This is a genomic window from Pseudomonas sp. ICMP22404 (genome assembly GCF_006227205.1).
In the GTDB taxonomy this organism is placed as follows: Bacteria; Pseudomonadota; Gammaproteobacteria; order Pseudomonadales; family Pseudomonadaceae; genus Aquipseudomonas.
Window position 1 is genome coordinate 100,243 of the sequence record NZ_VCNG01000020.1, and the last position, 26,734, is coordinate 126,976.

A 26,734-nucleotide genomic window follows, 5' to 3' on the forward strand; every position below is an offset into this window, starting at 1 on the left:
GCCCAGTGGGGATGAATCCCCTCGCCACAGATAAATCCCCTCGCCACAACCGGGTTAGCTTCAGGATCAGTCTGAGCCTGGGATAAAACTCACCCGCACCTTCAACCCACCCTCTTGCCCGTCATGCAGGCTGATCTGGGCCAGGTGGGCGCGGCAGATTTCTCCGACGATGGCCAGCCCAAGGCCAGAGCCGGCGACCTGCTGGTTGCGTCGGTAGAAGCGCTCGAAGACACGGTCGCGCTCGTGCAATGGAATGCCGGGACCATCGTCCTCGACCTCCAGCACCGCCGGCGCGGCGACCCGCAGAATCACGTTACCGCCCGAAGGTGTATGGGCCAGGGCATTGTCCACCAGATTGCTCAACAGCTCGTTCAACAAGGTCGGTTCACCGCGCAGCCACACCGGCTCGTCGGCTTCCAGGGCCAATGCCACACCCCGCGCATGAGCCAGCGGCGCCATGGCCATGCCCAGCTCACGGGCCAACTGGCTGAGATCCAGCAACTGCGCGCCCCCTTCGGCGATGGCCCGCGCACCGTTTTCCACCCGCGCCATGGACAGCAGCTGGTTGGCCAGATGCGTCAGCCGATCAGTGCCCTGGGCCGCGGTTTCCAGGGTTTCCCGCCAGGTTGCCGGTTCACTGGCGCGCAATCCCAGTTCAAGCCGCGCCTTGAGCGCAGCCAGGGGCGTGCGCAGTTCATGGGCGGCGTCAGCGATGAATTGCGCCTGGCGTTCGAACTGCCCGCGCAAACGCTCGGTAAAGTGGTTGAGGGCCCGCACCAGAGGCCATAACTCGTGCTGCACCTCCACCAGTGGCAACGGCCGCAGATCGTCCGATTGGCGTTCCTCCACCGCCGTACGCAAGCGCTCCAATGGGCGCAATGCCGCGCTGACCGCGAACCACACCAACAACAGGGCGCCCACGGCCAGCATGCCAAGGCGCAACAGCGTGTCGGCCATCAGGCCGCGGGCCATGCTGACACGTGCCTCTTCGGTTTCCGCCACACGGATTTCCGCCATGCCGTTCATGTTCGGCTCGCTCACGGCCTTGAGCAGGCTCACCACGCGCACGTCCTGGCCCTGATAGCGGGCGTTGTAGAAGCGCGCCAGGGCCGGATAATCGTCCGTGCGCGGCGTGCCGGGTGGCGGGCCGGGGAGGTTCTCGTAACCGGAGATCAGTTTCTTGTTGATGTCGTTGACCTGGTAGTAAATGCGCCCGGCGCTGTCGTAGGCGAAGGTGTCCAGGGCCACGTAGGGCACATCCGCGCTGAGGCTGCCGTCGCGTTGCGACAGACCGGCGGCGATGGTCCTGGCCGAGGCCAGCAAGGTCCGGTCATAGGCCGTGTCCGCGGCCTCACGACCGTTCCAGTAGGCGCTCAGGCCGCTGGCCAGCATCAACACCACCAGCAACAGCGCCAGGTTGCGCAGCAGTCGCCAGCGCAGGCTGTCAGGTTTATGCATCGCGGGTTTCCAGCAGATAACCCAAGCCCCTGAACGTCACGATCGCCACGGCATGCCCGTCGAGTTTCTTGCGCAGCCGGTGAACGTAGATTTCAATCGCATCGGGACTGGCTTCTTCGTCCAGGCCGAACACCTGGGCAGCCAGTTGCTCCTTGCTCATCACCCGCCCCGGCCGCGCGATCAAGGCCTCCAGTACGGCTTGCTCGCGGGACGTCAGGCTCAACAATTCGTCGTCGAGGGTAAAGCGGCGGGTGTCCAGGTCATAGATCAGCCCGCCACAGCGCTGCTGGCGCTCGCCGCCCAGTACGCTGCGCCGCAACAGTGCCTTGACCCGCGCCTCAAGCTCGGTGAGTTCGAAGGGCTTGGCCAGGTAATCGTCGGCACCGAGGTTGAGGCCATGCACCCGGTCCTTGACGTCGCTGCGAGCCGTCAGCATCAACACCGGCAAGGTCTTGCCTCGGGCTCGCAGACGGGCCAGCACTTCAAAGCCGTCCATGCGCGGCAGCCCGACATCGAGCACTGCCACGGCGTATTCCTCGCTGCTCAGCGCCAGGTCGGCCGCCACCCCGTCGTGCAACACATCCACAGTCAAACCGGTGCTCTTGAGCGCTTGGGCGACGCTTTCGGCGAGCTGCAAATGGTCTTCGACGAGCAGAACACGCATGTTTTTTCCTCAATTCAGGAACAGTCGGCACCATTCACTGGCGCGGAGTTTACAGCCGCATCCGCTGCTGTGAAGCCTAAAAACATCCTGAAAGCTTTTGAAAGGTTAGCGAAAGGTTGGGCTATTAGAGTCCTCTCACGGACAGTTTCGACTGCCGATCGCCAAACACAATCGCGAACGAGAAACGCCCCGATGCGTTTTCACATAAGAACAATAAAGCGGAGTATCCCCATGCTGTCCATGCAGCCCCAGGCGCCCATGCCTGCTCGCTTTTCCCGCCCCAACCCGCCCCCCCGTGGCCAGTGCCGCCAGCGAATACCCGGACATGTGCCGGTGGGTCAGCTATAGATTCAAGTTCCTGCGTTGGACCTGTTGCCCGATCCAAAGGGTTCGGCAGCGCAACGACTGCAATACACAACAACAACTCCTGTGGAGACGAGAATGAACCTATCAATGCGTAAAGTAGCCCTGGCCGTCGGATGCCTGATGTTCACCGGACAATTGCTCGCCGAGCCGAAACGCCCGGAGTGCATCGCCCCCGCAGCGCCCGGCGGTGGTTTTGACCTGACCTGCAAACTGGCGCAAAGCGCGCTGGTGAACCAGAAGCTGTTGACCAAACCGATGCGTGTCACCTACATGCCCGGCGGTGTCGGTGCGGTGGCCTACAACGCAGTGGTCGCGCAACGTCCGGCGGACGCCGGCACATTGGTGGCCTGGTCCAGTGGTTCATTGCTGAACCTGGCACAAGGCAAGTTCGGTCGTTTCGACGAAACCAATGTGCGCTGGCTGGCAGCCGTGGGCACCAGCTACGGCGCCATCGCGGTGAAGAGCGATTCGCCCTACAAGAACCTCGATGATCTGGTGCAGGCCCTGAAGAAGGATCCTGGATCCGTCGTCATCGGTTCCGGCGGTACCGTCGGCAGCCAGGACTGGATGCAAACCGCACTGATCGCCAAGGCTGCGGGTATCGATCCACGCAAATTGCGCTACGTGGCACTTGAAGGCGGCGGTGAGATCGCCACTGCCCTGCTGGGCGGTCACATCCAGGTGGGCAGCACCGACATTTCCGACTCCATGCCCCACATCCTGAGCGGTGACATGCGCCTGCTGGCCGTGTTCGCTGAGAAGCGCCTGGACGAGCCGGAAATGAAGGACATCCCCACCGCTCGCGAGCAAGGCTACGACATCCTGTGGCCGGTGGTGCGCGGCTTCTACCTCGGGCCGAAGGTGAGTGATGAAGACTACGCCTGGTGGAAAGACGCGTTCGACAAGCTGCTGGCTTCCGAAGAGTTTGCCAAGCTGCGTGACCAGCGCGAACTGTTCCCGTTCGCCATGACTGGCCCGGAACTGGACACCTACGTGAAGAAGCAAGTGGCCGATTACAAGGTGCTGGCCAAAGAGTTCGGCCTGATCCAGTAACCGTCTCTGTTCTCGCGGTGGCGTCGGTTCCCCCGGCGCTGCCCAGGAGTTAGTCATGCTCACCCTCCAACGTATTTTTGCCGCGGTGCTGTTGCTGGTCTGTATTGGCCTCGCGCTGATGGCTTGGCCGTACCAGGCCGCCTTTTCCTACGAACCAGTGGGCCCCCGTGCCTTTCCCTTGCTGATGCTGGGACTGATGGGCCTGGCACTGCTGTACATGGTGTTCCGCCCTGTTCCCATCGTGCACAGCGAAGACGAACCGCAACTGGACCGTGAAACCCTGCAAAAGATCGGCATCTGCGTGGTGCTGCTACTGGTATTCGCCGGAACCTTCGAGCCCTTGGGCTTCATCCTCTCCAGCATCCTGATCGGGGTGCCGATGGCTCGCCTGTATGGCGGCCGCTGGGTGCCGAGCGTGGTGATCATCAGCCTGATGGCCATCGGTCTTTATCTGTTGTTCGACAAGCTGATGGACGTGCCGCTGCCCCTGGGCCTGCTCGACGTCCTGGAGAATTGATATGGATACCCTGAATTATCTCGGCCAGGGTTTCGGTGTCGCACTGACGCCTTATAACCTCGTCACAGCGCTGACCGGCACCCTGATCGGCACCGTGGTCGGCCTGCTGCCCGGCCTGGGGCCGATCAACGGCGTGGCCCTGCTGATCCCGATTGCGTTTGCCCTGGGCTTGCCGCCGGAATCGGCGTTGATCCTGCTGGCAGCGGTGTACCTGGGTTGCGAATACGGCGGGCGCATCAGCTCGATCCTGCTCAACATCCCGGGGGAAGCTTCCACTGTGATGACCACCCTCGACGGCTACCCGATGGCCCGCCAGGGCCTGGCTGGCGTGGCGTTGTCGCTGTCGGCGTGGAGTTCGTTCATCGGTGCGTTCATCGCCACCTGTGGCATGGTGCTGTTCGCTCCGCTGCTGGCCAAATGGGCGATTGCCTTCGGACCGGCGGAATATTTCGTCCTGATGGTGTTCGCCATCGTCTGCCTCGGCGGCATGGCCGGCGACCGCCCGCTCAAGACGTTTATCGCGGCGTTGATCGGTCTGTTCCTGTCTTCTGTCGGGATCGATGCCAACAGCGGCGTGTACCGCTTCACCGGTGACAGCGTCCACCTGGCCGACGGCATCCAGTTCGTCGTGCTGGTACTGGGTCTGTTCTCCGTCAGCGAAATCCTGTTGATGCTGGAAAAAACCCATCGCGGCCAGGAAGCGGTGCAAGCCACCGGACGGATGATGTTCAACTTCAAGGAAGCCGCCTCGGTGTTCGTCGTGAACCTGCGATGCGGCGTGCTTGGTTTCATCATGGGTGTGCTGCCGGGTGCCGGCGCGACCCTGGCCAGTGCCGTGGCCTACATGACCGAGAAGCGCATCGCCGGTGCCAGCGGTACCTTCGGCCAGGGCGACAAGCGTGGCCTCGCCGCGCCGGAAACCGCCATCGGTGGCGCGGCCTGCGGCGCGCTGGTACCGATGCTGACCCTAGGCGTTCCCGGTTCGGGCACCACGGCGGTCATGATCGGCGCGCTGTCGCTGTACAACATCACCCCCGGCCCACTGCTGTTCCAACAACAACCGGACATCGTCTGGGGCCTGATCGCATCGTTGTTCGTGGCCAACATCATGCTGGTGATCCTCAACATCCCGATGATCCGCGTGTTCACCCGTATCCTGGCGGTGCCGAACTGGGCACTGGTGCCGGTCATCGCCATCATCACCGGCATCGGTGTCTACGCGGTGCACGCCACCACGTTCGACCTGTTCCTGATGACTGGTATCGGCATCTTCGGCTACATCCTGCGCAAGCTGGACTTCCCACTGTCGCCGGTCCTGCTGGGGTTCATCCTTGGCGGTCTGATGGAACAGAACCTGCGGCGCGCGCTGTCGATTTCCAACGGTGCATTGGAAATCCTCTGGTCGAGTCCGATCACCTTCGGCTGCTGGATCCTGACGGCGATCATGCTGTTCATGCCACTGCTGCGGATCTGGCGTCGCCGCGCCGCCCAACGACGTGCAGTGGCCAATGTCTGAAACAACCTTCAGACAATGGTGGGGAACACCGCTGGTCGGTCTGGCCGGCGGTTATCTGGCCAGCCTGATCGGCTGGCCTTTGCCCTGGATGGTCGGCTCGTTGCTGGCGATCATCCTGGTGCGTTGCCTGACGCCGTGGCAATTGAAGGAAATCCCCGGCGGCCGTAAATGCGGCCAATGGGTCGTGGGCATCGGTATTGGCCTTCACTTCACCCCGCTGGTGATGGAGCAGGTCCTGGGCCACTTCGGCCTGATCTTTTTCGGCGCGCTGATCACCAGCGTGTCCAGCGTGGTGAGTGTGTGGCTGATGCGCCGCACCGGCGAGGACCGCGCCACCGCTTTTTTCTCCAGCATGCCGGGCGGCTCCGGCGAAATGGTCAACCTTGGCTCGCGCAATGGCGCAGACCTGAGCCGCGTCGCCGCGGGCCAGAGCTTGCGAGTCCTGGTGGTGGTGCTGTGCGTGCCTGCTGCCTTCAAATACCTGTTGGGTGAAGGCGCACCGGTGCAGCACGCCACCACGGTGGATTGGCTGTGGCTGGTGCTGTTGTTCCCGGCGGGCGCCCTGCTCGCCTGGATCTGGGAACGCCTGCGTCAACCCAACCCGTGGCTGTTCGGACCGCTGTTGGTAAGTGCGGCGGTCAGTATCGGTTGGGACCTGCACATCGGCTTGCCCCATGGCGGCAGCCAGATTGGCCAGTGGCTGATCGGCAGCGGTCTGGGTTGTCATTTCAACCGGCAGTTCTTTCGACGAGCTCCGTCGTTCATGGGGCGTACCCTGATCGGCACCGTGTTGACGATGCTGATCGCCACCCTCGCGGCACTGGGCCTGAGCACCCTGACCCGCCTGGACCTGCGCTCACTGACCCTCGGCATGATGCCCGGCGGCATCGCGGAAATGAGCCTGACGGCAGAGACGCTGCAATTGTCGGTGCCGTTGGTGACGGCATTGCAGGTGATGCGGCTGTTGTTCGTGCTGTTTCTGGCAGAGCCGTTGTTCAGGTATTGGATGCGCCGACCGGGTCCCGACTGATCATTCGTGTCGCCCTTTTCGCGAGCAGGCTCGCTCCCACATTGATCTGTGCCAGCGCCGCACATCCTCTGTGGGAGCGAGCCTGCTCGCGATGAGGCCCGCACTGTCGAACACTTAAACCGGCGGCAATCGCCAATCGATCGGCGCCTCGCCGTGTTGTTCGAGAAACTTGTTGGTCCGGCTGAAATGCCCGCACCCCAGGAAGCCACGATAAGCCGACAGCGGCGATGGGTGGACCGAGGTCAACACCAGGTGCTTGGTGGCGTCGATCAGCTTCTGCTTGCTCTGGGCATGGGCGCCCCATAGCAGGAACACCAGATGCGGCTGATGCGCGCTGACCACTTCGATGACCCGGTCGGTAAAATGCTGCCAGCCCTTGCCCGCATGGGCGTTGGCATTGGCGCGTTCCACGGTCATGGTGGTATTGAGCAGCAACACGCCCTGGTCGGCCCAGCTTTGCAGGTAGCCGTGGCTGGGGATGTCGATGTTCAAGTCGCGCTTCAATTCCTTGAAGATATTCACCAGCGACGGCGGCGCAGGGACGCCCGGCTGCACCGAAAAGCACAGGCCATGGGCCTGGCCCGGGCCGTGGTACGGGTCTTGCCCGAGGATCACAACCTTGACCTTGTCCAGTGGCGTGGAATTGAGGGCATTGAAAATCAACGAGGCCGGTGGGTAGATCTCTTTGCCGGCGGCGTACTCCTGGCGCAGGAATTCGCGCAACTCTGCCATGTAGGGCTGGTCGAACTCGGCACGCAGCGCCTGCTTCCAGCTCGGTTCGAGTTTGATACGGTCGTCAGCAGTCATGATTGCACCCAGTAAAAACAATGGGCGCACCCTAGGAAAGCCTACATGGCTTGTCAATTGATCTGACGCAGAACCGGCACTTTCCCACACAGCGTTCATACTGAACATTCAATTTCTGATCGAGGTCACGATGAATCTGCACTTCGAAGAACTCACGGGCATCACGGGGGCCCGTATTGGCATCGCGACCCTGGATGCCGAAAAATCCTTGAACGCCCTGTCCTTGCCGATGATCAACGCGCTGCGCGATCGTCTCGATGCCTGGGCCCGGGAACCGCAAATCGTTTGTGTATTACTGCGTGGCAACGGCGCCAAGGCCTTCTGCGCCGGTGGCGAAGTACGCAGCCTGGTGGAGGCTTGCCGCGCCCATCCCGGTGAAGTGCCGCCGTTGGCGGCGCAATTCTTCGCGGCGGAATATCGCCTGGACTTCAACTTGCACACCTACCCCAAGCCCTTGGTGTGCTGGGGCCACGGCTATGTGCTCGGCGGCGGCATGGGCCTGTTGCAGGGCGCAAGCACCCGGATCGTCACACCGAGCAGTCGCCTGGCGATGCCGGAGATCAGCATCGGCCTGTACCCGGATGTCGGCGCCAGTTGGTTCCTGTCGCGCCTGCCAGGCAAGCTCGGGCTGTTTCTCGGCCTGACCGGCGCCCACATGAACGCCCGGGATGCCATCGACCTGGACCTGGCCGACCGTTTTTTGCTGGATGAACAACAGGACGACCTGATCGAAGGCCTGCTGCAGCTCAACTGGCAGGAACAGACCGATATGCAACTCAACAGCCTGCTCAAGGCCTTGCAGCGCGAAGCCCTCGATCGGTTACCCGAAGCCCAATGGTTGCCACGTCGACAGCAAATCGACGAATGGCTGGATGTCAGCGACGTGCGCTGCGCCTGGAAGGCCCTCAGCCTGCTGGTGGATCATCCGGATCCGCTGATCGCCCGGGCCGCCAGGACCATGACCGAAGGCTCACCGCTGACCGCTCATCTGGTCTGGGAGCAGATCGCCCGAGCCCGGCACTTGTCCTTGGCCAGCGTGTTTCGCATGGAATACACACTGAGTCTCAATTGCTGCCGACATCCTGAATTCAGCGAAGGCGTGCGGGCCCGGTTGATCGACAAGGACCAGAAACCCCACTGGCACTGGCCGGACATCAACCATGTGCCTGAAGCGGCGGTGGAGGCGCATTTCCACAAAGCCTGGGAGGGGCGGCATCCGCTGGCGGATCTGGCCAATGAGTAGAAGTCCCGAGCGAAACCGGGTGGGAGCGAACCTGCTCGCGATAGCGGCGTATCAGCCAACTTTAGTGTCACTGACCCGACGCTTTCGCGAGCAGGCTCGCTCCCACAGGTTTTGTTGCCGGCAAAAAAAAAGCGGCGCTCGATGCGCCGCTTTCAATTATCTGGAGATCAGCGATGGCTGCCCCGTCCATCGTGGTCGCCCCGTCCTCGATGATCACGCCCGCCACGCCGATTATCATCCCAACCACCCCGGTCACGGCCGTCCCAGCCGCCCCGACTCGGATAAGACCGATAGGCCGCCCGCGGCGGTGAATAGTAGCGAGGGCCGGGTTGATAGTAGCGCGGTGCCGAATAGTAGCGTGGCGCCGGTTGGTAATACCTTGGTGCCGAATAGTAGCGCGGCGCCGAGTAGTAGCTCCCACCGCCGTAATAGACCGGCGCTGGTGAGGTATAGACCTCGGAACGGTAATAGCTCGAGTCTCCGTCGTAGTAAGGCACGCAGGCCGAAAGAGTCAAACCGAGAAACGCAATGAGCAGCAGTCGTCGATACATGGCGGCCTCCTGGACCGCGGATGGGCCACATCAGCGACGCTGATGGGCGGCAGTCAACGTTGTGTGACTGACGCATATTCAGACAGCAAAATCGGAATCTGGTGCGATGTGGCAACAACTGGAAACATGTCGCTCGTCGCCCTCTTCCGGTGCGCGACGGCACCACAAGCACGCACAAATCCGCCCTCAAGCATCCCTTCTCAACACCCGCTCTCTCTAGTCCGGGCCTTTGCCCGAATTGGCACGGCTCTCGCTTTAATAATTCCGTGCAGGAGTCATCACAGGTTCGCGGCACCACAATTTGCAATGGCTGACTAGGGTTCCGGCTCGCTTCTGGCGAGTGGCTGGTCCGAGAGTTGGCGACCTCCAGTTGAGGTTACACGGCGGGACAAAAGCCCGGGAGACAAGCCACCGTTCGCGGTGCCGCGTTGCTCCTGTCCGCCCTTGATCAACTGGAGAACCACCATGCTCAAGCTTCGTCTGTCCGCCCTGCTCCTCGCCGCCCTTTCGGCCCTCGCGAGCCTCTCGTCCATCGCCGCCCAGAAAGACCACTTCAGCGTCTGCTGGACCATTTACGCCGGCTGGATGCCCTGGGAATACGCCGGTAGCCAAGGCATCGTCGATAAATGGGCAAAAAAATACGGCATCAAGATCGATGTCGTGCAGCTCAACGATTACGTCGAATCCATCAACCAGTACACCGCCGGTCAGTTCGACGGCTGCACCATGACCAATATGGACGCTCTGACCATTCCCGCAGCCGGTGGCGTGGACAGCACGGCGCTGATCGTCAGTGATTTCTCCAACGGCAACGACGGCATCGTCCTCAAGGGCGAAGGCAAGAAAGTCGCCGACCTCAAGGGCATGGACGTCAATCTGGTGGAACTGTCGGTGTCCCATTACCTACTGGCCCGCGCCCTGGATTCCGTTGGCCTCGCCGAGAAAGACCTGAAAGTCGTCAACACCTCCGACGCCGATATCTCCGCCGCCTTCAACACCGACCAGGTCAAGGCCGTCACCACCTGGAACCCGATGCTCTCGGACATCAAAGCCCAGCCAGGCGTGAGCGAAGTGTTCAATTCCAGTCAGGTTCCCGGCGAAATCATGGACATGATGGTGGTCAACACCCAGACCCTCCAGGACAACCCAGCCCTGGGCAAAGCGTTGACCGGCGCCTGGTTTGAAGTGGTCGCCCTGATGAACGCGAAAAACGCCGGCAGCAAGGCAGCGCTGGAGCACATGGCCAAAGCCTCGGGCACTGACCTGGCCGGCTTCCAGGCGCAACTGGACACCACCAAGCTGTTCGCCACGCCCAAGGAAGCCCTGAGCTTCGCCACCAGCGAGCAACTGCCCGCCACCATGGGCAAAGTGGCCAAGTTCTCGTTCCAGCACGGCTTGTTGGGCGAAGGCGCCAAGAGCACCGACGCGGTTGGCATGACGTTCGCCAATGGCGTGACCCGCGGCGACAAGGCCAACCTCAAGCTGCGCTTCGACCCGACCTACGTACAGCTGGCCGCCGACGCCAAGCTGTAAACCGGAGGACCTGGCATGCGCCTGATCAACCGCTACCCGGATCGTCCCAGCCGCTTGTTGCTGGTGATCCTGCCATTCGCGCTGGTGTTGTTCGCCTACTTCATGGGCTCGGCCGAACGGTTGACGGACAACCCCAACGACAAGCTGCTGCCCAGTGCCGTGCAAATGGCCGATGCGGTCGAACGCCTGGCCTTCACACCAGATGCCCGCAGTGGCGAATACCTGCTCTGGCAAGACACCGCGTCGAGCCTGCGCCGGTTGGCCATCGGCCTGAGCATCAGCGCCCTGGCCGGGTTATGCCTGGGCATGGCTGCCGGGACGCTGCCACTGTTTGGCGCACCGTTATCGCCGTTGCTCACGGTGCTGTCGATGGTGCCGCCGCTGGCCATCCTGCCGATCCTGTTCATCGTCTTCGGCCTGGGGGAACTGTCGAAAGTGATGCTGATCGTGATTGGTATCACACCGTGCCTGGCCCGCGACCTGGAACAACGCGCCCGGGAAATTCCATCCGAGCTGCTGATCAAGGCCCAGACCCTCGGCGCGTCGACCTGGACGCTGATGCTGCGGGTGGTGCTGCCGCAACTGCTGCCGCGCCTGTTGATTTCCCTGCGGCTGATGCTGGGTTCGGCCTGGCTGTTTCTGATCGCCGCCGAAGCCATTGCCTCCACGGATGGACTGGGCTATCGGATTTTCCTGGTGCGTCGTTACCTGGCGATGGACGTGATCCTGCCGTACGTGGTGTGGATCACCCTGCTCGCCTGGCTGATGGACTGGGGCCTCAAGCGCCTGACCCGGCAAGCGTTCCCCTGGTACGAGGGGGCGAAGGCATGAGCTTCATTACGGTGAACAATGTCTGGCAACAGTACGCCGATCAGGTGGTACTGGAGCGTTTGAACCTGAAGGTCGCCGAGGGTGAGTTCTGCACCCTGGTGGGCGCTTCGGGTTGCGGCAAGTCGACCTTCCTGCGTCTGCTGCTGGGCCAGGAACGCGCCAGCCGCGGACAGATTCTACTGGACGGCGAGCCCTTGGCCGGCGAACCGGATGCCAGCCGGGGCGTGGTGTTCCAGCGTTATTCGGTGTTCCCGCACCTGAGCGTGCTGGACAACGTGACCCTGGGCCTGGAGTTGCCGCGCTCGCCGCTGCTGGGCCGCCTGTTCGGCAGCGCCAAGCGCCAGGCCCGCGAAGACGCCGCGCAACTGCTGGACAAGGTCGGCCTGGGCCATGCGCTGGATAAATACCCGGCGCAACTGTCCGGGGGCATGCAACAGCGACTGGCGATCGCCCAGGCACTGATCATGAAGCCGCGTGTCCTGCTGCTGGACGAGCCCTTCGGCGCCCTCGACCCGGGCATTCGCAAAGACATGCACAGCCTGTTGCTGGAGCTGTGGCGCGAAACCCGGCTGACGGTGTTCATGGTCACCCACGACCTGAGCGAAGGTTTCAGCCTCGGCACGCGCCTGCTGGTGTTCGACAAGGTCCGTGTCGACCCGCACGCCCCCGGCGCCTATGGCGCACGTATTACCTACGACATTCCATTGAACAGCGACCGCCGCACCGCCCGTGCCGCCGTCGACGCCCTGCCCGCCGAACTGGCCGGCACGTTGCGTATCGCTTGAAAGGAGTTTTTGCCATGACCGATTCGACCCAATTGTTTACACCTTTCGCCGAAGAACTGCTGCCCGGCGGCGGCCACCGTTCCTTTGTGCTCAAGCGCGGCCAACTGCTGCGCCTGACCGATCTGCGCGGCGGGGCCAACGTGAGCCTGACACTCCTCAATGCCAACGAAAAAACCGAACGCCTGAACCTGCCCGACAGCCTCAAATGCCAACACACCGCCAAGCTCACCGCCGGCCATTGCCTCTACTCCGACATGGGCCGGGTGCTGGCGGCCATCACCGCCGACACCTGCGGCTGGAGCGATAGCCTGGGCGGCGTGCTCTGCGCCGAGGAAGTCGCTGAAAAATACGGTCAGGGCCGCTATCAGGAACTGCGCAACGGGTTCTTTCGCAACGGCACCGACAACCTGCTGGTGGAACTGGGCAAATGGGGGTTGGGCCTGTCCGACCTGTTGATGACCCTCAACCTGTTCAGCCGGGTCAACGTCGATGAGGCCGGCCGCTTTCACTTCGTCGAAGGCCATTCCAAGGCCGGTGATTACATCGAGCTGTACGCCCCGATGGACACCCTGGTGGTACTGACCGCGTTGCAACACCCGATGGACCCGAACCCGCAATACGCGCCACAACCGCTCAAGCTCAGCTGGATGAACGCCGACGCCAGCGTCGCCGAGCACTGCCGTCATTCGCGCCCGGAAAACCAGCGCGGCTTCATCAACACCGACCGCCTGTTCGCCTGAGGATCGCCGCCATGTCACTCGCCATCGCCACCGTACAAAAGCAGCCTGACGCCGCCATCTATCGCGCCACCATCCCCGCCGGGGAACCCTGGCTGGTGGAGGTCAAGAAGGGCCAGACCCTGCGCATCCTCGACCTGGAAGGCAACCAGGCGGTCGATACGCTGTTCTACAGCCTGGCCAACTCCAAGGAACGCTACGACGTGCAGCGCACCCTGCGCCGGCAGAACTGCGTTTACCTGAGCACCGGCAGCGTGCTGTATTCCAACCTCGGCCACCCGATGCTGACCATCGTCGAAGACACGTGCGGGCGCCACGACACCCTCGGCGGCGCCTGCGCCCAGGAAAGCAACACCGTGCGCTATGCCCTGGAAAAACGCTACATGCACAGCTGCCGCGACAACTACCTGCGGGCCTGCGCCCACGACGGTCGGCTGGGCAAGGGCGACATCGGGCCGAACATCAACTTCTTCATGAACGTGCCGGTCACCGCCGATGGCGGCCTGACCTTCGAAGACGGGATCTCGGCGCCGGGCAAATATGTCGACTTGCGGGCCGAGATGGACGTGATCGTCCTGATCTCCAACTGCCCGCAACTGAACAACCCGTGCAACGCCTACAACCCCACGCCAGCGGAGCTTTTGATATGGAACTGAAACTCACCCGCCTTCGCCGCTGGCTGTTCGCGTTGTGCCAGAGCCGGTCGGGGCAGTGCATCAAGTAAACACAGATTCATGCACACCACCTCCCCCCTGTGGGAGCGAGCCTGCTCGCGATAGCGGTCTGTCAGTCACAACGATGTTGGATGTACCACCGCTTTCGCGAGCAGGCTCGCTCCCACAAGGGCCGCAGTGATGCTTGGAGGTTTGCCACCTGGGACGACCCCGGCGGCCATCGAAAACTGCGGGACGGCCCGCATCCCAGTTCAGGCAGCACGCATGCCTGAGGGGTAATGCCATGTTCGAAAAAATCCTGATCGCCAACCGTGGCGCTATCGCCTGCCGCATCCTGCGGACCTTGCGTGAGCTGAAGGTCAAGGGCGTGGCGGTGTATTCCCAGGCCGACGCCGCCAGCTTGCATATCCTCCAGGCCGATGAAGCCCACTGCCTGGGCGAAGGCGCGGCGGCCGGTACTTACCTGGCGGTGGATAAGCTCCTGGCGGTTGCTAGAAGCAGCGGCGCGACCGCGATCCACCCCGGCTACGGCTTTCTCTCGGAAAACGCCGCCTTCGCTGAAGCTTGCGAGGCTGCCGGGATTGCCTTCATCGGTCCGACGCCAGAGCAACTGCGTGTGTTCGGTCTCAAGCACACCGCCCGCGACCTGGCGCGCCGGCACGGTGTGCCACTGCTCGAAGGCACCGAACTGCTCGACAGCCTCGACGCCGCGCTCTTGGCGGGTACAAAGCTCGGCTATCCGGTGATGCTCAAAAGTACCGCGGGCGGCGGCGGCATCGGCATGCGCGTGTGTCGCAGCGCCGCCGACCTGAGCGAATCCTTCGAAGCGGTCAAGCGCCTGGGCCAGAACAACTTCAGCGACGCCGGGGTGTTCATCGAAAAGTACATCGAACGCGCGCGGCATCTTGAAGTGCAGGTATTCGGCGATGGTCTGGGCCAGGTGATCGCCCTGGGTGTGCGCGACTGCTCGGTGCAACGGCGCAACCAGAAAGTCCTCGAGGAAACCCCGGCGCCGAACCTGCCCGAGGGCATGGCCGACGAACTCTGTGCAGCGGCGATCCAACTGGCCCAGGCCGTGAACTACCGCAGTGCCGGCACCGTGGAGTTCGTGTTCGACAGCGACGCAGGGCGCTTCTATTTCCTGGAAGTGAACACCCGCCTGCAAGTGGAGCACGGCGTCACCGAGCAGGTGTGGGGCGTGGACCTGGTGCGCTGGATGGTGCAACTGGCGGCCGGTGACTTGCCGCCACTGAGCGAGCTGGGCCGAGGTTTGAAAGCCGAGGGCCACGCGATCCAGGCGCGCCTGTATGCCGAGGACCCCGGTCGGGATTTCCAGCCAAGCCCGGGGCTGCTGACCGCCGTGGAATTTCCCCGGGCCGACGGCAAAGCACTGCGCATCGACACCTGGGTCGAGGCCGGTTGCCAGATCCCGCCCTACTTCGACCCGATGATCGCCAAGGTTATTCGTTGGGCGCCCACCCGCGAGCAGGCACGCCTGGGCTTGCATCAAGCACTGGACGAAAGCCTGCTGTACGGCGTCGAGACCAACCGCCAGTACCTGCAACAGATTCTCCTCGACACACCGTTTGCCAGCGGCCAGCCCTGGACCCGCTGCCTGGAAGCGCTGATCTATCGCGCCAACACCGTCGAAGTGCTCAGCCCCGGCACCCAGACCAGCGTCCAGGACTATCCCGGCCGCCTCGGCTATTGGGCCGTGGGTGTGCCGCCGTCGGGGCCGATGGACAGCCGTTCCCTGCGCCTGGGCAATCGCCTCTTGGGCAACGAAGAAGGTGCGGCGGCATTGGAAATCACCATGAACGGGCCGCTGCTGCGTTTCAACTGCGCAGCCCGGGTGGCGGTGACCGGTGCGGTGATTGCCCTCACGCTCGACGGCGAAGCGGTGCCGATGAATACACCGTTGTCGATTGCTGCCGGCGCCACCCTCGCGATCGGCAACATCTCTGGCGCCGGGGCGCGCAGTTACCTGTGCCTGCAAGGCGGCGTACAAGTGCCGGATTACCTGGGCAGTAAAAGCACCTTCACCCTCGGCCAGTTTGGCGGCCACGGCGGACGAGCGTTGTGTACTGGCGACGTGTTGCACCTGGCATCGCTGGACGAGCACGCGACACTGCCGCCAACGCGCGCGCCGATCCTGGAACTGCCAAGCGTGCGGCAGATCCGCGTGATCTACGGTCCCCACGGCGCACCCGAATATTTCACCGAACGCTACATCCAGACGTTCTTCCACACGGCCTGGGAAGTGCACTTCAACTCCAGCCGCACCGGCGTGCGCCTGATCGGGCCAAAACCCGAATGGGTCCGTGCCGACGGTGGCGAGGCCGGGCTGCACCCTTCCAATATCCATGACAACCCCTACGCCATCGGCGCCGTGGACTTCACCGGCGACATGCCCGTCATCCTTGGTCCCGACGGCCCGAGCCTGGGCGGCTTCGTCTGCCCGGTGACGGTGATCGAAGCGGACCTCTGGCAGTTGGGGCAACTCAAGGCGGGAGACAAGGTGCGGTTTGTGCCGGTGGATATCTCCACCGCCCGCTCACTGGCCCTGAAATGGGATCAGTGTGGGAGCGAGCCTGCTCGCGAAGGCGATCTTTCAGTCATTGAATCATTGACTGTCAGGCCGCTATCGCAAGCAGGCTCGCTCCCACAGGGGATCGTGTCGCCTGTGGTATTGGATATCGGTCAAGGCGACACCCGGATGGTGGCGAGATTAGCCGGCGACACCCACCTGCTGCTGGAAATCGGCGCCCCCGAACTGGACCTGGTGCTGCGCTTTCGCGCCCATGCCTTGATGCAAGCGTTGGAACACAAGCAACTGGCCGGCGTGATCGACCTGACGCCAGGCATTCGCTCGCTGCAAGTGCATTACCAACCCGAGCAAATGCCCCTGGCCGATCTGCTGCCCCTCATCGTCGGTGAATGGGACGCAGTGTGCGCCGCCCAGGACCTGCAAGTGCCGTCGCGCATCGTCCACCTGCCGCTGTCCTGGGATGATCCGGCCTGTCAGCTGGCCATCGAGAAATACATGACTACGGTGCGCAAGGACGCGCCCTGGTGCCCGAGCAATCTGGAGTTCATCCGGCGCATCAACGACCTGCCCAATCTCGATGAAGTGCAGCGCACAGTGTTCGACGCCAGCTACCTGGTGATGGGCCTGGGGGACGTCTACCTCGGCGCACCGGTCGCCACGCCACTGGACCCACGACATCGACTGGTGACCACCAAATACAACCCGGCCCGAACCTGGACCGCGGAAAACTCGGTGGGCATCGGCGGCGCCTACATGTGCGTATACGGCATGGAAGGGCCTGGCGGCTATCAGTTCGTCGGGCGCACGTTGCAGATGTGGAATCGTTATCGGGACGTCGCCGCCTTCGACGGCAAACCCTGGCTGCTGAGGTTCTTCGACCAGATCCGCTTCTACCCGGTCAGCGCCGATGAACTGCTGCGCATCCGCCGGGACTTCCCCCTGGGCCGCTTCAACCTGGAGATCGAGCAGAGCCAGCTCAATCTCGCTGACTACCAGCATTTCCTGACCCAGGAGGCTGACAGCATCGCCGCGTTCCGCCGCCAGCAACAAGGCGCCTTCGACGCTGAGCGCGAGCGTTGGATCGCCAGTGGCCAGGCGCACTTCGACAGTGAAGAACCGGCTATCGCGCCGAGTGAAGATGCGCAGCTGACTGACGGTCAACTGAGCGTCGACAGCCACATCGCCGGCAACCTCTGGCAGGTTCAGGTGAAGGTTGGCGCTCGGGTCGCCGCCGGCGATGTGTTGGTCATCCTGGAGTCGATGAAGATGGAAATACCGGTGCTGGCTCCCGTGGCCGGGGTGGTACACGAGGTGCGCGTCCAGCCCGGTTCGGCGGTGCGCGCCGGACAGCGCGTCGTGGTGCTGGAACGTGACTGAACTCAATCAAAGGATTAATACCATGAACCTTTCGCTTCGCTTGGACGACCTGCGTAATGCCTACCGCAGCAGCGAACTGACGCCTCGGAAATTGCTGTTGGACCTGCGGGAAAAAGCCGCGGCGCTGAACCCGGACTATCACCTGTTTATCCACCTGCTGACGGCCGCGGAACTGGAACCCTACCTGGCCGCGCTGGAAGGCCGCGACCTGGAGAGCCTGCCGCTGTACGGCGTACCGTTTGCCATCAAGGACAACATCGACCTGGCCGGCATTCCAACCACCGCAGCCTGTCCGGCATTTGCCTACGTACCGGACCGTTCGGCCACCATTGTCGAGCAGTTGCTGGCACTGGGCGCGATCCCCATGGGCAAGACCAACCTCGACCAATTCGCCACCGGACTCAATGGCACTCGCTCGCCCTACGGTGCCTGCCGCAACAGTGTGTTGCCCGACTATCCGGCAGGCGGTTCGAGCGCCGGTTCGTCGCTGGCCGTGGCCTTGGGCGTGGCAAGTTTTGCCTTGGGCACCGACACCGCCGGCTCTGGTCGGGTGCCAGCGGCGCTGAACAATCTGGTGGGGTTGAAGGCCACCCTGGGGTTGATCTCCACGGCGGGCGTGGTTCCGGCCTGTCGCACGCTGGACTGCGTCACCACCTTCACAGGGACGGCGAAAGAAGCCAGCCAGCTCTTGGCGCTGACGGCCCGTCCAGACCCTCGTGATGACTACAGTCGTCACAACCCGCAGTGGAACGATGGCACCGCGTTCGGCACGCCCCGGCGCTTTCGCTTCGGTGTGCCGCGCCAACAAGACCTGGCGTTTTTCGGCTGTCCTGAAGGTCCGCAACTGTTCCTGGATGCCATTGAGCGCCTCGAACGTCTGGGCGGCGAAGCCGTGGAACTGGACCTGTCGCCGTTCCTGGAAGCGGCGCGGCTGCTTTATGAAGGCCCGTGGGTGGCCGAACGCTACAGCGTTGCCGGCCCATTGATGGAGCGCGAGCCCGACGCCGTACTGCCCGTCATCCGTGCCGTATTGGCGAAAGCACCCACGGTGGATGGCGTACAAACCTTCCGCGCCCGCTATCGCTTGCAAGCGCTCAAAGCCCAATGCGACCGGGCCATGGACGCGCTCGATTGCGTACTTACCCCGACCATCGGCCGGCCGGTGACCCTCGCAGAACTGGCCGCCGAACCCGTGTTGCGCAACTCGGAGCTGGGGTACTACACCAATTTCATGAACCTGCTGGACTACGCCGCCGTCGCCGTGCCCAGCGCGTTCATGGCCAACGGTTTGCCCTGGGGCGTGACGTTGTTCGGTCGAGCGTTCACCGATCAATACCTCTTGAGCGTGGCCGACGCCTTGCAGCGTCAACAGGGCAAGGCCTTGCCCGTTCCCGGCCATCCGGCCCGCCATGACCGGGCGCGACTGGTGGTGTGTGGCGCACACCTGGACGGGTTGGCACTGAACTGGCAGCTCAAGCAACGCGGTGCCCGGCTGATCGAGGCCACCCAAAGCTCGCCGGACTACCGCCTCCATGCCTTGGCCGGTGGCCCACTCTTGCGTCCCGGCATGGTTCGGGTTCGTGAAGGCGGCGTGGCGATCGAGGTCGAAGTCTGGGAGCTGCCGAGCAGTGAACTGGGCTCGTTCCTGACTGGCATTCCCGCACCGTTGGGGCTGGGCAAGGTGCAACTGGCCGATGGGCGCTGGGAAAGTGGATTCATCTGCGAGTCGTATGGCCTGGAGGGCGCTCAGGACATCAGCCATCTGGGGGGGTGGCGGGCTTATCTGACGACCCTTGAGTAAACACTGCCCTGTGGCGAGGGGATTTATCCCCTCGCCACAATCTTGCAAACCGGCAAATCTGAATGTCTTTTCCCACAAGGCCACTAAACTGACTTCATTGGGTCTGTGCCAAGGGAATCGCCATGTCGCTCCGTTCGCCGTTGTATTCCCAGCGCAAGCCGCTCCTGGCGGTGGTGGCGCTGCTCGGTACAGGTTTCCTGATCATTGCGTTGCTGGGTTATTACGCAGCCCATGCCTCTGTGCGTGACCACATGCTCAAGACGCTGTACTTGAACCTGCTGATCGGCGTGCTCGTGACGCTGGCGGTCCTGGCCATCCTTTATCGGCTGATCAATCACTACCAGCAGCGCATCGACGCCCAATCCACCCTCGACAGCCTGACCGAATTGCCGAACCGTCGTGGCTTCGACCTGCTGGCCGTGCAAGCCCTGCACGAAGCCCAGCGCGAGCCCAAACCCTTGACGGCGCTGCTGGTGGAGCTGGACGATTTCAAGCGACTGGACACCACCCATGGTCACATCGTCAGCGACCAGCTGCTGAGCGGATTTGCCCGCGACCTGAGCGATAGCCTGCGGCATTCGGACATCGTGTGTCGCTGGAGTACCGACACCTTTGTCGTCCTGCTCAAGGACACCGACGGACAGACAGGTCTGAAAATCGCCGAAAAGATTCGTCAGCACATCGAGAGGCAGCGCTATTTCTGCAGTGGCAAGCAACTGTTGGCGACCATCAGCATCGGCCTCACCACCTTGCAGGATAACGACACCTTGCACAGCCTGCTGTCGCGGACCGATCATGCACTGCAACGTGCCCGACAGACCGGAAGCAACCGAACCTGCGTTGAGATGCCTCACTCCAGTTATGAATAAACCCGACCTGTGCCCTGCCTGCGGCAGCGCCAATGACTGCACCCTGGCCAACCCGAAAACAGCCGACCGAACCTGCTGGTGTTACGGCGTGAGTATCGACCCGGCCGTGCTCGAGGCATTGCCGGTCGAGCTGCGCGATCAATCCTGCCTGTGCCCGCGCTGTGCCCAGGTCGAGAACCAACTGCGCGCCAAGCAGCAGCCGATCCAGTAAGATTCCCGCCCTCCGCTCCCAGGCCTGAATGCCCCATGCGCGTCGACCGTTTCCTCAGTAATCTGCCGCGCTTCAATCGCCAACAGGTCCGGTTGTTGTTGGTGGCGCGCCGGGTGCGCATCGATGGGCAGGTGATCAGCGACCCGCATGCTCAGGTCAGCGAGTTCAGCCGCGTCGAAGTCGACGAGGAACTGCTGCAGGCAGGCCGAGCGGCGCGGTATTTCATGTTGCATAAACCTGCCGGCTGCGTCAGTGCCACGCGCGATCCGCAGCATCCCACCGTGCTCGATTGGCTGGACGAACCGGACAAGGACGACCTGCACATCGCCGGGCGCCTGGATTTCAACACCACCGGGCTGATGCTGATCACCAATGACGGCAGTTGGTCGCGACGCCTGACCCAGCCGCAAACGAAGCTGCCAAAGGTCTACTACGTCGAGACCGAGCAGACCATCACTGCCGAGTATGCCGTCACCTTCGCCCGTGGCCTGTACTTTGCCTTCGAAGACCTCACCACCCAGCCTGCGGAGTTGGCGCTGCTGGGGCCGAAGTCGGCGCGACTGAGTATCATTGAAGGGCGCTATCACCAGGTCAAGCGCATGTTCGGCCACTTCGACAACAAAGTGTTGCGCCTGCACCGCGAACGCATGGGGCCGCTTTCGCTGGATGCAGATCTCGAGCCGGGCCAATACCGCGCCTTGACCCCGGAAGAGGTCTGCCTGATCTGAGCCGATGACCGCCGGGCAGAAGTGTCGAACAATTTTCAAAAGGACACTTGCGCAACGGCCGTCCCCCTGCTTGAATCAAACCGTCGGCCGAAATGTGACCGATTAGTCACCCCATACCTCTAAGAAACTTTTTGTCGGCCAGAACCCTCTGGTTCCGCCTTGCCCGCCGACAGACTGCCCGCCTAATAACAACACCCGTCGACCGGTCTGTATGGATCGACTTGGGCCTTATCTTCCAGGCGAATGCCTACCTGTCACATTGCCCGTGTAATCTCATTGCGCGCATACCCGCTTGCCAGGAGTCTATGACATGAGGCCAGAAATCGCTGTGCTGGATATACAGGGTCAGTATCGGGTTTACACGGAGTTCTATCGCGCAGACGCCGCACAAAAGACCATCATTCTGGTCAACGGCTCGCTGGCCACTACCGCGTCGTTTGCACAGACCGTCAAGAATCTTCATCCGCAATTCAACGTCGTGCTGTATGACCAACCGTACGCAGGCAAATCCAAGCCCCACAACCGGCACGAGAAGATGCTGACGAAGGAGGTCGAGGGCCAGATCCTGCTGGAACTGATCGACCATTTCGCCGCCGAACACGTGCTGTCATTCTCATGGGGTGGTGCCGCCACATTGACCGCATTGTCCCATCGTCCGCGGCGCATCGAAAAAGCGGTGATCAGTTCGTTCTCACCGATCCTTAATGCGCCGATGCGTGACTACCTCGAGCGTGGCGTCGATTACCTGGGCAACCTGGACGGCGACCGGGTGGGGCATCTGGTCAACAGCACCATCGGCAAACATCTGCCGCCGCTGTTCAAGCGCTTCAACCATCGCCATGTCAGCAACCTGGCCGAGCATGAATACGGGCAGATGCATTTCCACATCAGCGAAGTGCTCCAGAGCGACCTGTGCTGCTACGCAAGGGCGGCGAAAAACATCAACGTGCCGGTACTGTTCCTGAACGGTGAATGGGACGAGTACACCTCGGCCGCCGACGCGAGGCTGTTCGCCGACTATGTGCAACACAGTACGTTCAGCACACTGCAAGCCACCGGGCACTTCCTGGACATGGAACACAAGGCCGCCTTCCGGGATAGCCGCAACGCCTTGCTGGGCTTCCTCAAGCCGGGCCACCACGAAAGCCGACCACGCTACAGCCAGGTGCAGGGCTACCATGCACTGGCAATCTGAAACCGCGTCCTCGCGAGCAAGCCCCGTCCCCTCGACAATGGGGCTTGCTCGCGAATGACCGCTCTGGTTTGAGGCTTGGGTCGACCGGGAACCTCACCGCAGGCAAAGAAAAACTTCAAATCCGCGCCCACATCTGGTACAAAGTCAGCCGCTCTGAGCGGGTGTCGTATAATGGCATTACTCCAGCTTCCCAAGCTGATAACGAGGGTTCGATTCCCTTCACCCGCTCCAATCGAATTCTGGTCTCGCGTCGTGGTGGTTTTGACGGGGGATATAAAAAACCGGCACTGAGTGGCCGGTTTTTTTTGGTCTGGTGTTTTTGAATGGCCCGCCTTGGGCTGGCTGAACGGTTAACCCCTGCTCACCGCCGAAGTTCCCGGCGCTCATCTGGGGCTTTTGTTCTCGGAGAGGCAGTTGCCCCCATCCACCACGAGCACCTCGCCCGTAATGTAGCTGGACTCCGGGGAAGCCAGAAAAGCCACCGCTGCGGCGACCTCGTCCGGCCTACCGGCACGCCCGACAGGAACATACTGCGCTGCGTTCATCTCCTCCGCTGTGCTGGACTGCGTCGCGATCCACCCGGGGGCAACAGAGTTCACGGTGATACCGTAGGGCGCGACTTCCAGCGCCAAGCTCATATTCATGCCCACCATCCCCGCTTTCGCCGCCGCATACGCGGCCTCGCCAGGGTTGCTGACGCGGGTGCCGGTCGTAGAGCTGACATGGACGATGCGTCCGTAACGACGATTCTGCATCCCCGGCAACACCGCGCGGGTCAACAGAAAGGCAGTGGTCAGATTACGGGCAATCGAAGTGTTCCACAGCTCGACGCTCATATTGGCCACTTCAGAGAAGGTTTCAGGTTCACCCTGTATCGCCATGCCGGCATTGTTCACGAGTATATCGATTCGCCCCCAGAGCGATTCAGCCCAAGTCACCAGTTCGTCGACCTGAGCCGGCTGGGTAAGATCCGCAGCGCGTCCTTGCACCTCATGACCTTCCGCATTCAGTTGCGCGACGCGATCATGGATACGGCTACTGCTGCCGGTGATGATCAGCTTTGCACCCGCTTCTCCGAGCCGCCGCGCAATAGCCAGACCAATCCCGTGTTCACTGCCAGCGCCACTGACCAATGCGACCTGACCACTCCAGCTTTTGACCATTGCACGGCTCCACAGAACGACACAGGAAATAAATACTGTCTGACAGTCCAGAGTAGACGCTAGCGCCCGCACTGATGCACTAAAGATCAGTGAGCGGCGGGGAATGACCAGAAGCGGACGGTCTGTCTCCCCGAAGGCACCTATGCCGAAGGGCCGTATCACGAGTTTGCGATCGTCTGGAGCAGCATGGGCGTCATCAAAGACTCCGTTCTCCAGGCGCCGGAATTGCAATGGGCTCCATCGCCGGAGAAAACTCAGCCCACAGGCAAATGCCCCAACGGCAACGCCCCCGGCGTCTTCACGGTATGAATCGCAAAGTTACTGCGAATATCACTGACCCCTGGCAGTTTGAGCAGCCGCCCCGTCAGAAAGCGGTCGTACGCCCGCAAGTCCGGCACCACCACCTGGAGCAGAAAGTCTGACTCTCCCGATACCAGGAACGCTGAAATCACCTCCGGCAATGCCGTGACAGCCTGGTAAAACGCTTCGGCTTGTTCGTCGTTATGCCGTTCAACCTTGATACCGACGAATATCGTCAGCCCAAGGCCCACTTCGTCTCGGTCAAGGATGGCCTGGTAGCCACGAATCACGCCGGCCTCTTCGAGCATCCGCACGCGACGCAGGCACGGCGAGGGTGACAGGCCGATTTCCTCGGCCAATTGCACATTGCTCAGGCGGCCATCGCGTTGCAATGCGGCAAGGATCTTGCGATCGAAAGCATCGAGTTTCATGATTTAGCAGTATCCATTTTCTTTTATTTGATAATTGGCAGGTTATGCCAATTTTTTATGGCTTAGAAGCTGACTTCGCAAGCACCTGCCCTGCCCTCTCACCTTAGACTGGCACTCTCAAACGTATGAAGGGGGCGTGGCATGGCAGAGTTCTGGTTGTTCTTGATGGCCTTGACGGTGGTGTACCTGTTGCCGGGCCCCGACATGATCCTGTTGCTGCAAACCGGCGCACGTCAGGGCAAGGGCCCGGCATTGGCGACGGCGGCGGGTTTGGCAATCGCACGGGGATGTCATGTCGTATTGGCCGCGTTGGGGCTTTCGGCATTGTTCAAGACCGCCCCCTGGACGTTCGACGCGGTGCGCCTGGTCGGCGCTGCCTACCTGTTATGGATCGGCTTTCAGTGCCTGCGGACTCGTTTGTTGCCAAGCCTTGAAGCGGCCGGTATCGAACCCGTAAAGCAGCGCTGGGGCCAGGCGATTCGGCGCGGGTTGCTGACCAACCTGCTCAATCCCAAGGCATTGCTGTTCTGTTCGATCTTGCTGCCGCAGTTCATCGACCCACAGGGCGGCCCGGTACTTGGGCAATTTGCAACCCTCGGCGTGGCCCTGGTGGGCATTGGCTTGCTGTTCGACTGCGCCTACGCACTGATGGGTGTGGCGCTTGGGCGCTGGTTGCAGCGTTCCCCTTCCGCTCAGCGTCTGCAGCAGTGGCTGTTTGGGAGCCTGTTGATTGGTTTTGCAGTGCGGCTGACATTCGTACAGCAGTCATAGCGCTGTGGGGGGTCAGGGCTCGACCCTATAGGGGCCTGAATCGGGGGGAACGAGCGGTTGTGCCAGGTGGCGGTCCTGTGTGCAATACACTGGACCGTCACCTTCCTCTTCACTTACAAGGGACACTCAACTGTTCAGGAAAACAAGGCATCGGGAAACTCCTTGATGCCTGTCAGGCCGATGAGCTGCATGTCAGCTGTCTGGATCTGTTCGATGGTGTCGTAACCTGCGTACCAATCCTTGAGCCGCACACCTTCTTGTGGTGTCTGCCCTGGGGCGAAGCTTGATCGGTGCAGATAGAGGTCATCGCCGATGCGATCAACCAACAGTTCAGAGCTGCTGATATAGGACAAAACCAATTTGTCGCCAGTGCTGACACCGTCGTCCTGAATTGTCACCAACGTTGGAGTATTGATGGTGTAGATATCGTCGCCCTCACCACCGTTAGCAAAACCGCCGGCCTGCAATATCAGTCTGTCATCCCCCTGACCTCCTGACAGTGAAAAGCCCACGCCTGTACCGGTCAACAGGTCGTTGCCTTCCCCACCATCAGCCATGCCATGCGCCACAGTGATAGTGTCGCTTCCAGCCTCGCCATAGGCTTGGGTACCCTCGTCGCTGGCGGCCGTGACGATGGTGTCGTTACCACCGCCACCGTACAAAATGTCTGCTTGCGGCCCATTGGCTGAACTATCGACTTTGAAAGGTCCTATCGACGAAGTCAGCCCGCCATAGAGGTAATCATTACCATCCCCGCCATCAATAACATCGTTGCCCAATCCGCCCTCCAGATAATTGACACCCGCGTCTCCAACCAAGACATCGTTGAAGTGACTACCCAACACGTGTTCGATGTTGAGCAATACATCGCCTTCGGCATCACCACCTTGATTGATTTGAGTCTGCAAGTTGATCGAGACGCCTGTTGTGCTTGTGATATACCAAGCACTGTCCAGACCTGCACGCCCATCGATGACATCTGCCCCGGCTCCACCAACGAAGATGTCCTTCAAACCGGAGCCCGATAGCGTGTCGTTAAAACTGCTGCCTTGAAACATCTCAATATTGGTGTAGGTATGGCCAGCAGCCTCTCCTGTGTTAGCGCCGCCGTTGGTCAGGTCGATTGTCACCGCGCTATCAGACTGTTCATAAGTGACCAAATCCAGGCCGCCCGTGCCATCCACCATCATGGACGAACTACCGCCATAGAAGATGTCGTTGAAACTCGATCCTCTGATGACCTCGATACCGGTATAGGTATCACCTGCCGCGATTCCCGAATGCACACCCGTCTTGAGGTTGATGGTCACAGCTTCTTTGCTGTCGAGATAGCCCGCTATGTCATAGCCAACACCGCCGATGAACTGATCCGCGCCCGCGCCACCGTACAGCGTGTCGTTACCCGAACCGCCGGTAATGACGTTGTCGCTATCGTTGCCATAACCGGTGAAGGCGCCGGTGCCAACGTAGGTCAGGCGCTCGACGTTTGCAGCCAGGATGGTGCCGCTCGGATTGATCACCGACACACGGACTTCATCGTTGCCACCACCGGCCTGCTCGATGATGGTGGGTGTG

At 61.8% G+C, this 26,734-nt stretch carries 23 protein-coding genes, 1 tRNA gene, 1 pseudogene and 1 riboswitch; of the genes and pseudogenes, 18 read left to right on the forward strand and 7 right to left on the reverse strand.

All coding sequences use genetic code 11. The features are described 5' to 3' along the window. Positions 1-66 precede the first annotated feature (66 nt). A complete protein-coding gene (locus FGE05_RS26770; RefSeq protein ID WP_139649688.1) occupies positions 67-1,458 on the reverse strand; it encodes a sensor histidine kinase in 1,392 nt (463 codons plus the stop codon). Further along, the gene (locus tag FGE05_RS26775) at positions 1,451-2,122 is read right to left on the reverse strand and encodes a response regulator (RefSeq protein ID WP_139649690.1); all 672 of its coding nucleotides are present in this window, start codon (positions 2,120-2,122) and stop codon (positions 1,451-1,453) included. The genes FGE05_RS26770 and FGE05_RS26775 overlap by 8 nt, the downstream gene beginning before the upstream one ends. A gap of 441 nt (positions 2,123-2,563) precedes the next feature. On the opposite strand from FGE05_RS26775, the gene FGE05_RS26780 reads away from it, so the two are divergent. From FGE05_RS26780 to FGE05_RS26795, 4 genes are read left to right on the forward strand one after another with little or no spacing between them, the layout of a single operon-like run. After that, entirely contained in the window at positions 2,564-3,541 is a 978-nt protein-coding gene (locus FGE05_RS26780; protein WP_041020824.1) for a tripartite tricarboxylate transporter substrate binding protein, read from the forward strand. 55 nt (positions 3,542-3,596) lie between these two features. Then, complete coding sequence (locus FGE05_RS26785) at positions 3,597-4,058, forward strand: tripartite tricarboxylate transporter TctB family protein (protein WP_024781296.1); 462 nt, start codon at positions 3,597-3,599, stop codon at positions 4,056-4,058. A 1-nt stretch (position 4,059) separates the two neighbouring features. Continuing rightward, positions 4,060-5,574 carry a tripartite tricarboxylate transporter permease gene (locus FGE05_RS26790; RefSeq protein ID WP_139649692.1) on the forward strand — a complete coding sequence of 505 codons (1,515 nt, stop codon included), beginning with the start codon at positions 4,060-4,062 and terminating at the stop codon, positions 5,572-5,574. Next, positions 5,567-6,604 carry an AbrB family transcriptional regulator gene (locus FGE05_RS26795; RefSeq protein WP_139649694.1) on the forward strand — a complete coding sequence of 346 codons (1,038 nt, stop codon included), beginning with the start codon at positions 5,567-5,569 and terminating at the stop codon, positions 6,602-6,604. Before FGE05_RS26790 ends, FGE05_RS26795 begins: the two co-directional genes overlap by 8 nt. A 114-nt stretch (positions 6,605-6,718) precedes the next feature. Here FGE05_RS26795 and ung read toward each other — a convergent pair whose 3' ends face one another. Further along, complete coding sequence (gene ung, locus FGE05_RS26800; protein WP_175386948.1) at positions 6,719-7,414, reverse strand: uracil-DNA glycosylase; 696 nt, start codon at positions 7,412-7,414, stop codon at positions 6,719-6,721. 127 nt (positions 7,415-7,541) lie between these two features. Between ung and FGE05_RS26805 the strand changes: the two genes are divergently transcribed. After that, the gene (locus FGE05_RS26805; RefSeq protein ID WP_139649698.1) at positions 7,542-8,654 is read left to right on the forward strand and encodes an enoyl-CoA hydratase/isomerase family protein; all 1,113 of its coding nucleotides are present in this window, start codon (positions 7,542-7,544) and stop codon (positions 8,652-8,654) included. Between the two features lie 167 nt (positions 8,655-8,821). On the opposite strand, the gene FGE05_RS26810 is transcribed toward FGE05_RS26805, so the two are convergent. Continuing rightward, positions 8,822-9,205, reverse strand: coding sequence for a hypothetical protein (locus FGE05_RS26810; protein WP_139649699.1), 384 nt, complete (start codon positions 9,203-9,205; stop codon positions 8,822-8,824). Between the two features lie 303 nt (positions 9,206-9,508). After that, positions 9,509-9,610, forward strand: a riboswitch (guanidine-I (ykkC/yxkD leader). A gap of 60 nt (positions 9,611-9,670) precedes the next feature. Between FGE05_RS26810 and FGE05_RS26820 the strand changes: the two genes are divergently transcribed. The 12 genes and pseudogenes from FGE05_RS26820 (at position 9,671) to FGE05_RS26880 (ending at position 22,725) form a co-directional block, all read left to right on the forward strand. Continuing rightward, positions 9,671-10,738: a putative urea ABC transporter substrate-binding protein gene (locus tag FGE05_RS26820; protein WP_139649701.1), complete on the forward strand. Its 1,068-nt coding sequence runs from the start codon at positions 9,671-9,673 to the stop codon at positions 10,736-10,738. Positions 10,739-10,753: 15 nt separating this feature from the next. Then, positions 10,754-11,569, forward strand: coding sequence for an ABC transporter permease (locus tag FGE05_RS26825; protein ID WP_139649703.1), 816 nt, complete (start codon positions 10,754-10,756; stop codon positions 11,567-11,569). Continuing rightward, the gene (locus tag FGE05_RS26830) at positions 11,566-12,354 is read left to right on the forward strand and encodes an ABC transporter ATP-binding protein (protein ID WP_041021089.1); all 789 of its coding nucleotides are present in this window, start codon (positions 11,566-11,568) and stop codon (positions 12,352-12,354) included. The genes FGE05_RS26825 and FGE05_RS26830 overlap by 4 nt, the downstream gene beginning before the upstream one ends. A gap of 14 nt (positions 12,355-12,368) precedes the next feature. Beyond that, positions 12,369-13,094: an urea amidolyase associated protein UAAP1 gene (locus tag FGE05_RS26835; protein ID WP_139649705.1), complete on the forward strand. Its 726-nt coding sequence runs from the start codon at positions 12,369-12,371 to the stop codon at positions 13,092-13,094. An 11-nt stretch (positions 13,095-13,105) separates the two neighbouring features. Then, positions 13,106-13,747 carry an urea amidolyase associated protein UAAP2 gene (locus tag FGE05_RS26840; RefSeq protein WP_139649707.1) on the forward strand — a complete coding sequence of 214 codons (642 nt, stop codon included), beginning with the start codon at positions 13,106-13,108 and terminating at the stop codon, positions 13,745-13,747. A gap of 301 nt (positions 13,748-14,048) precedes the next feature. Further along, a complete protein-coding gene (uca, locus tag FGE05_RS26850) occupies positions 14,049-17,690 on the forward strand; it encodes an urea carboxylase (RefSeq protein ID WP_139649711.1) in 3,642 nt (1,213 codons plus the stop codon). Positions 17,691-17,712: 22 nt separating this feature from the next. Further along, positions 17,713-19,491 (forward strand): allophanate hydrolase, encoded by a 1,779-nt coding sequence (gene atzF / locus FGE05_RS26855; protein WP_139649713.1) that lies wholly within the window; start codon positions 17,713-17,715, stop codon positions 19,489-19,491. A 257-nt stretch (positions 19,492-19,748) separates the two neighbouring features. Continuing rightward, positions 19,749-20,360 (forward strand): annotated as a pseudogene (locus FGE05_RS26860) (GGDEF domain-containing protein); the annotation flags it as partial. Then, positions 20,353-20,571 (forward strand): cysteine-rich CWC family protein, encoded by a 219-nt coding sequence (locus tag FGE05_RS26865; RefSeq protein ID WP_139649717.1) that lies wholly within the window; start codon positions 20,353-20,355, stop codon positions 20,569-20,571. The pseudogene FGE05_RS26860 and the gene FGE05_RS26865, both read left to right, overlap by 8 nt. A 35-nt stretch (positions 20,572-20,606) precedes the next feature. Next, positions 20,607-21,299 (forward strand): pseudouridine synthase, encoded by a 693-nt coding sequence (locus tag FGE05_RS26870; RefSeq protein WP_139649719.1) that lies wholly within the window; start codon positions 20,607-20,609, stop codon positions 21,297-21,299. 310 nt (positions 21,300-21,609) lie between these two features. Continuing rightward, positions 21,610-22,494 (forward strand): alpha/beta fold hydrolase, encoded by an 885-nt coding sequence (locus FGE05_RS26875; RefSeq protein WP_139649721.1) that lies wholly within the window; start codon positions 21,610-21,612, stop codon positions 22,492-22,494. 157 nt (positions 22,495-22,651) lie between these two features. Further along, positions 22,652-22,725 (forward strand) — tRNA-Gly (locus tag FGE05_RS26880). 152 nt (positions 22,726-22,877) lie between these two features. Here FGE05_RS26880 and FGE05_RS26885 read toward each other — a convergent pair. Both FGE05_RS26885 and FGE05_RS26890 read right to left on the reverse strand, forming a co-directional pair. Then, entirely contained in the window at positions 22,878-23,657 is a 780-nt protein-coding gene (locus tag FGE05_RS26885; protein WP_139649723.1) for an SDR family NAD(P)-dependent oxidoreductase, read from the reverse strand. Between the two features lie 254 nt (positions 23,658-23,911). After that, positions 23,912-24,388: an Lrp/AsnC family transcriptional regulator gene (locus FGE05_RS26890; protein ID WP_139649725.1), complete on the reverse strand. Its 477-nt coding sequence runs from the start codon at positions 24,386-24,388 to the stop codon at positions 23,912-23,914. A gap of 141 nt (positions 24,389-24,529) precedes the next feature. Between FGE05_RS26890 and FGE05_RS26895 the strand changes: the two genes are divergently transcribed. Further along, positions 24,530-25,159, forward strand: coding sequence for a LysE family translocator (locus FGE05_RS26895; protein ID WP_139649727.1), 630 nt, complete (start codon positions 24,530-24,532; stop codon positions 25,157-25,159). A 134-nt stretch (positions 25,160-25,293) separates the two neighbouring features. Here the strand turns inward: FGE05_RS26895 and FGE05_RS26900 are convergent. Beyond that, positions 25,294-26,734: calcium-binding protein (locus FGE05_RS26900; RefSeq protein WP_139649729.1), on the reverse strand; the 1,441-nt coding region annotated here is incomplete at its 5' end.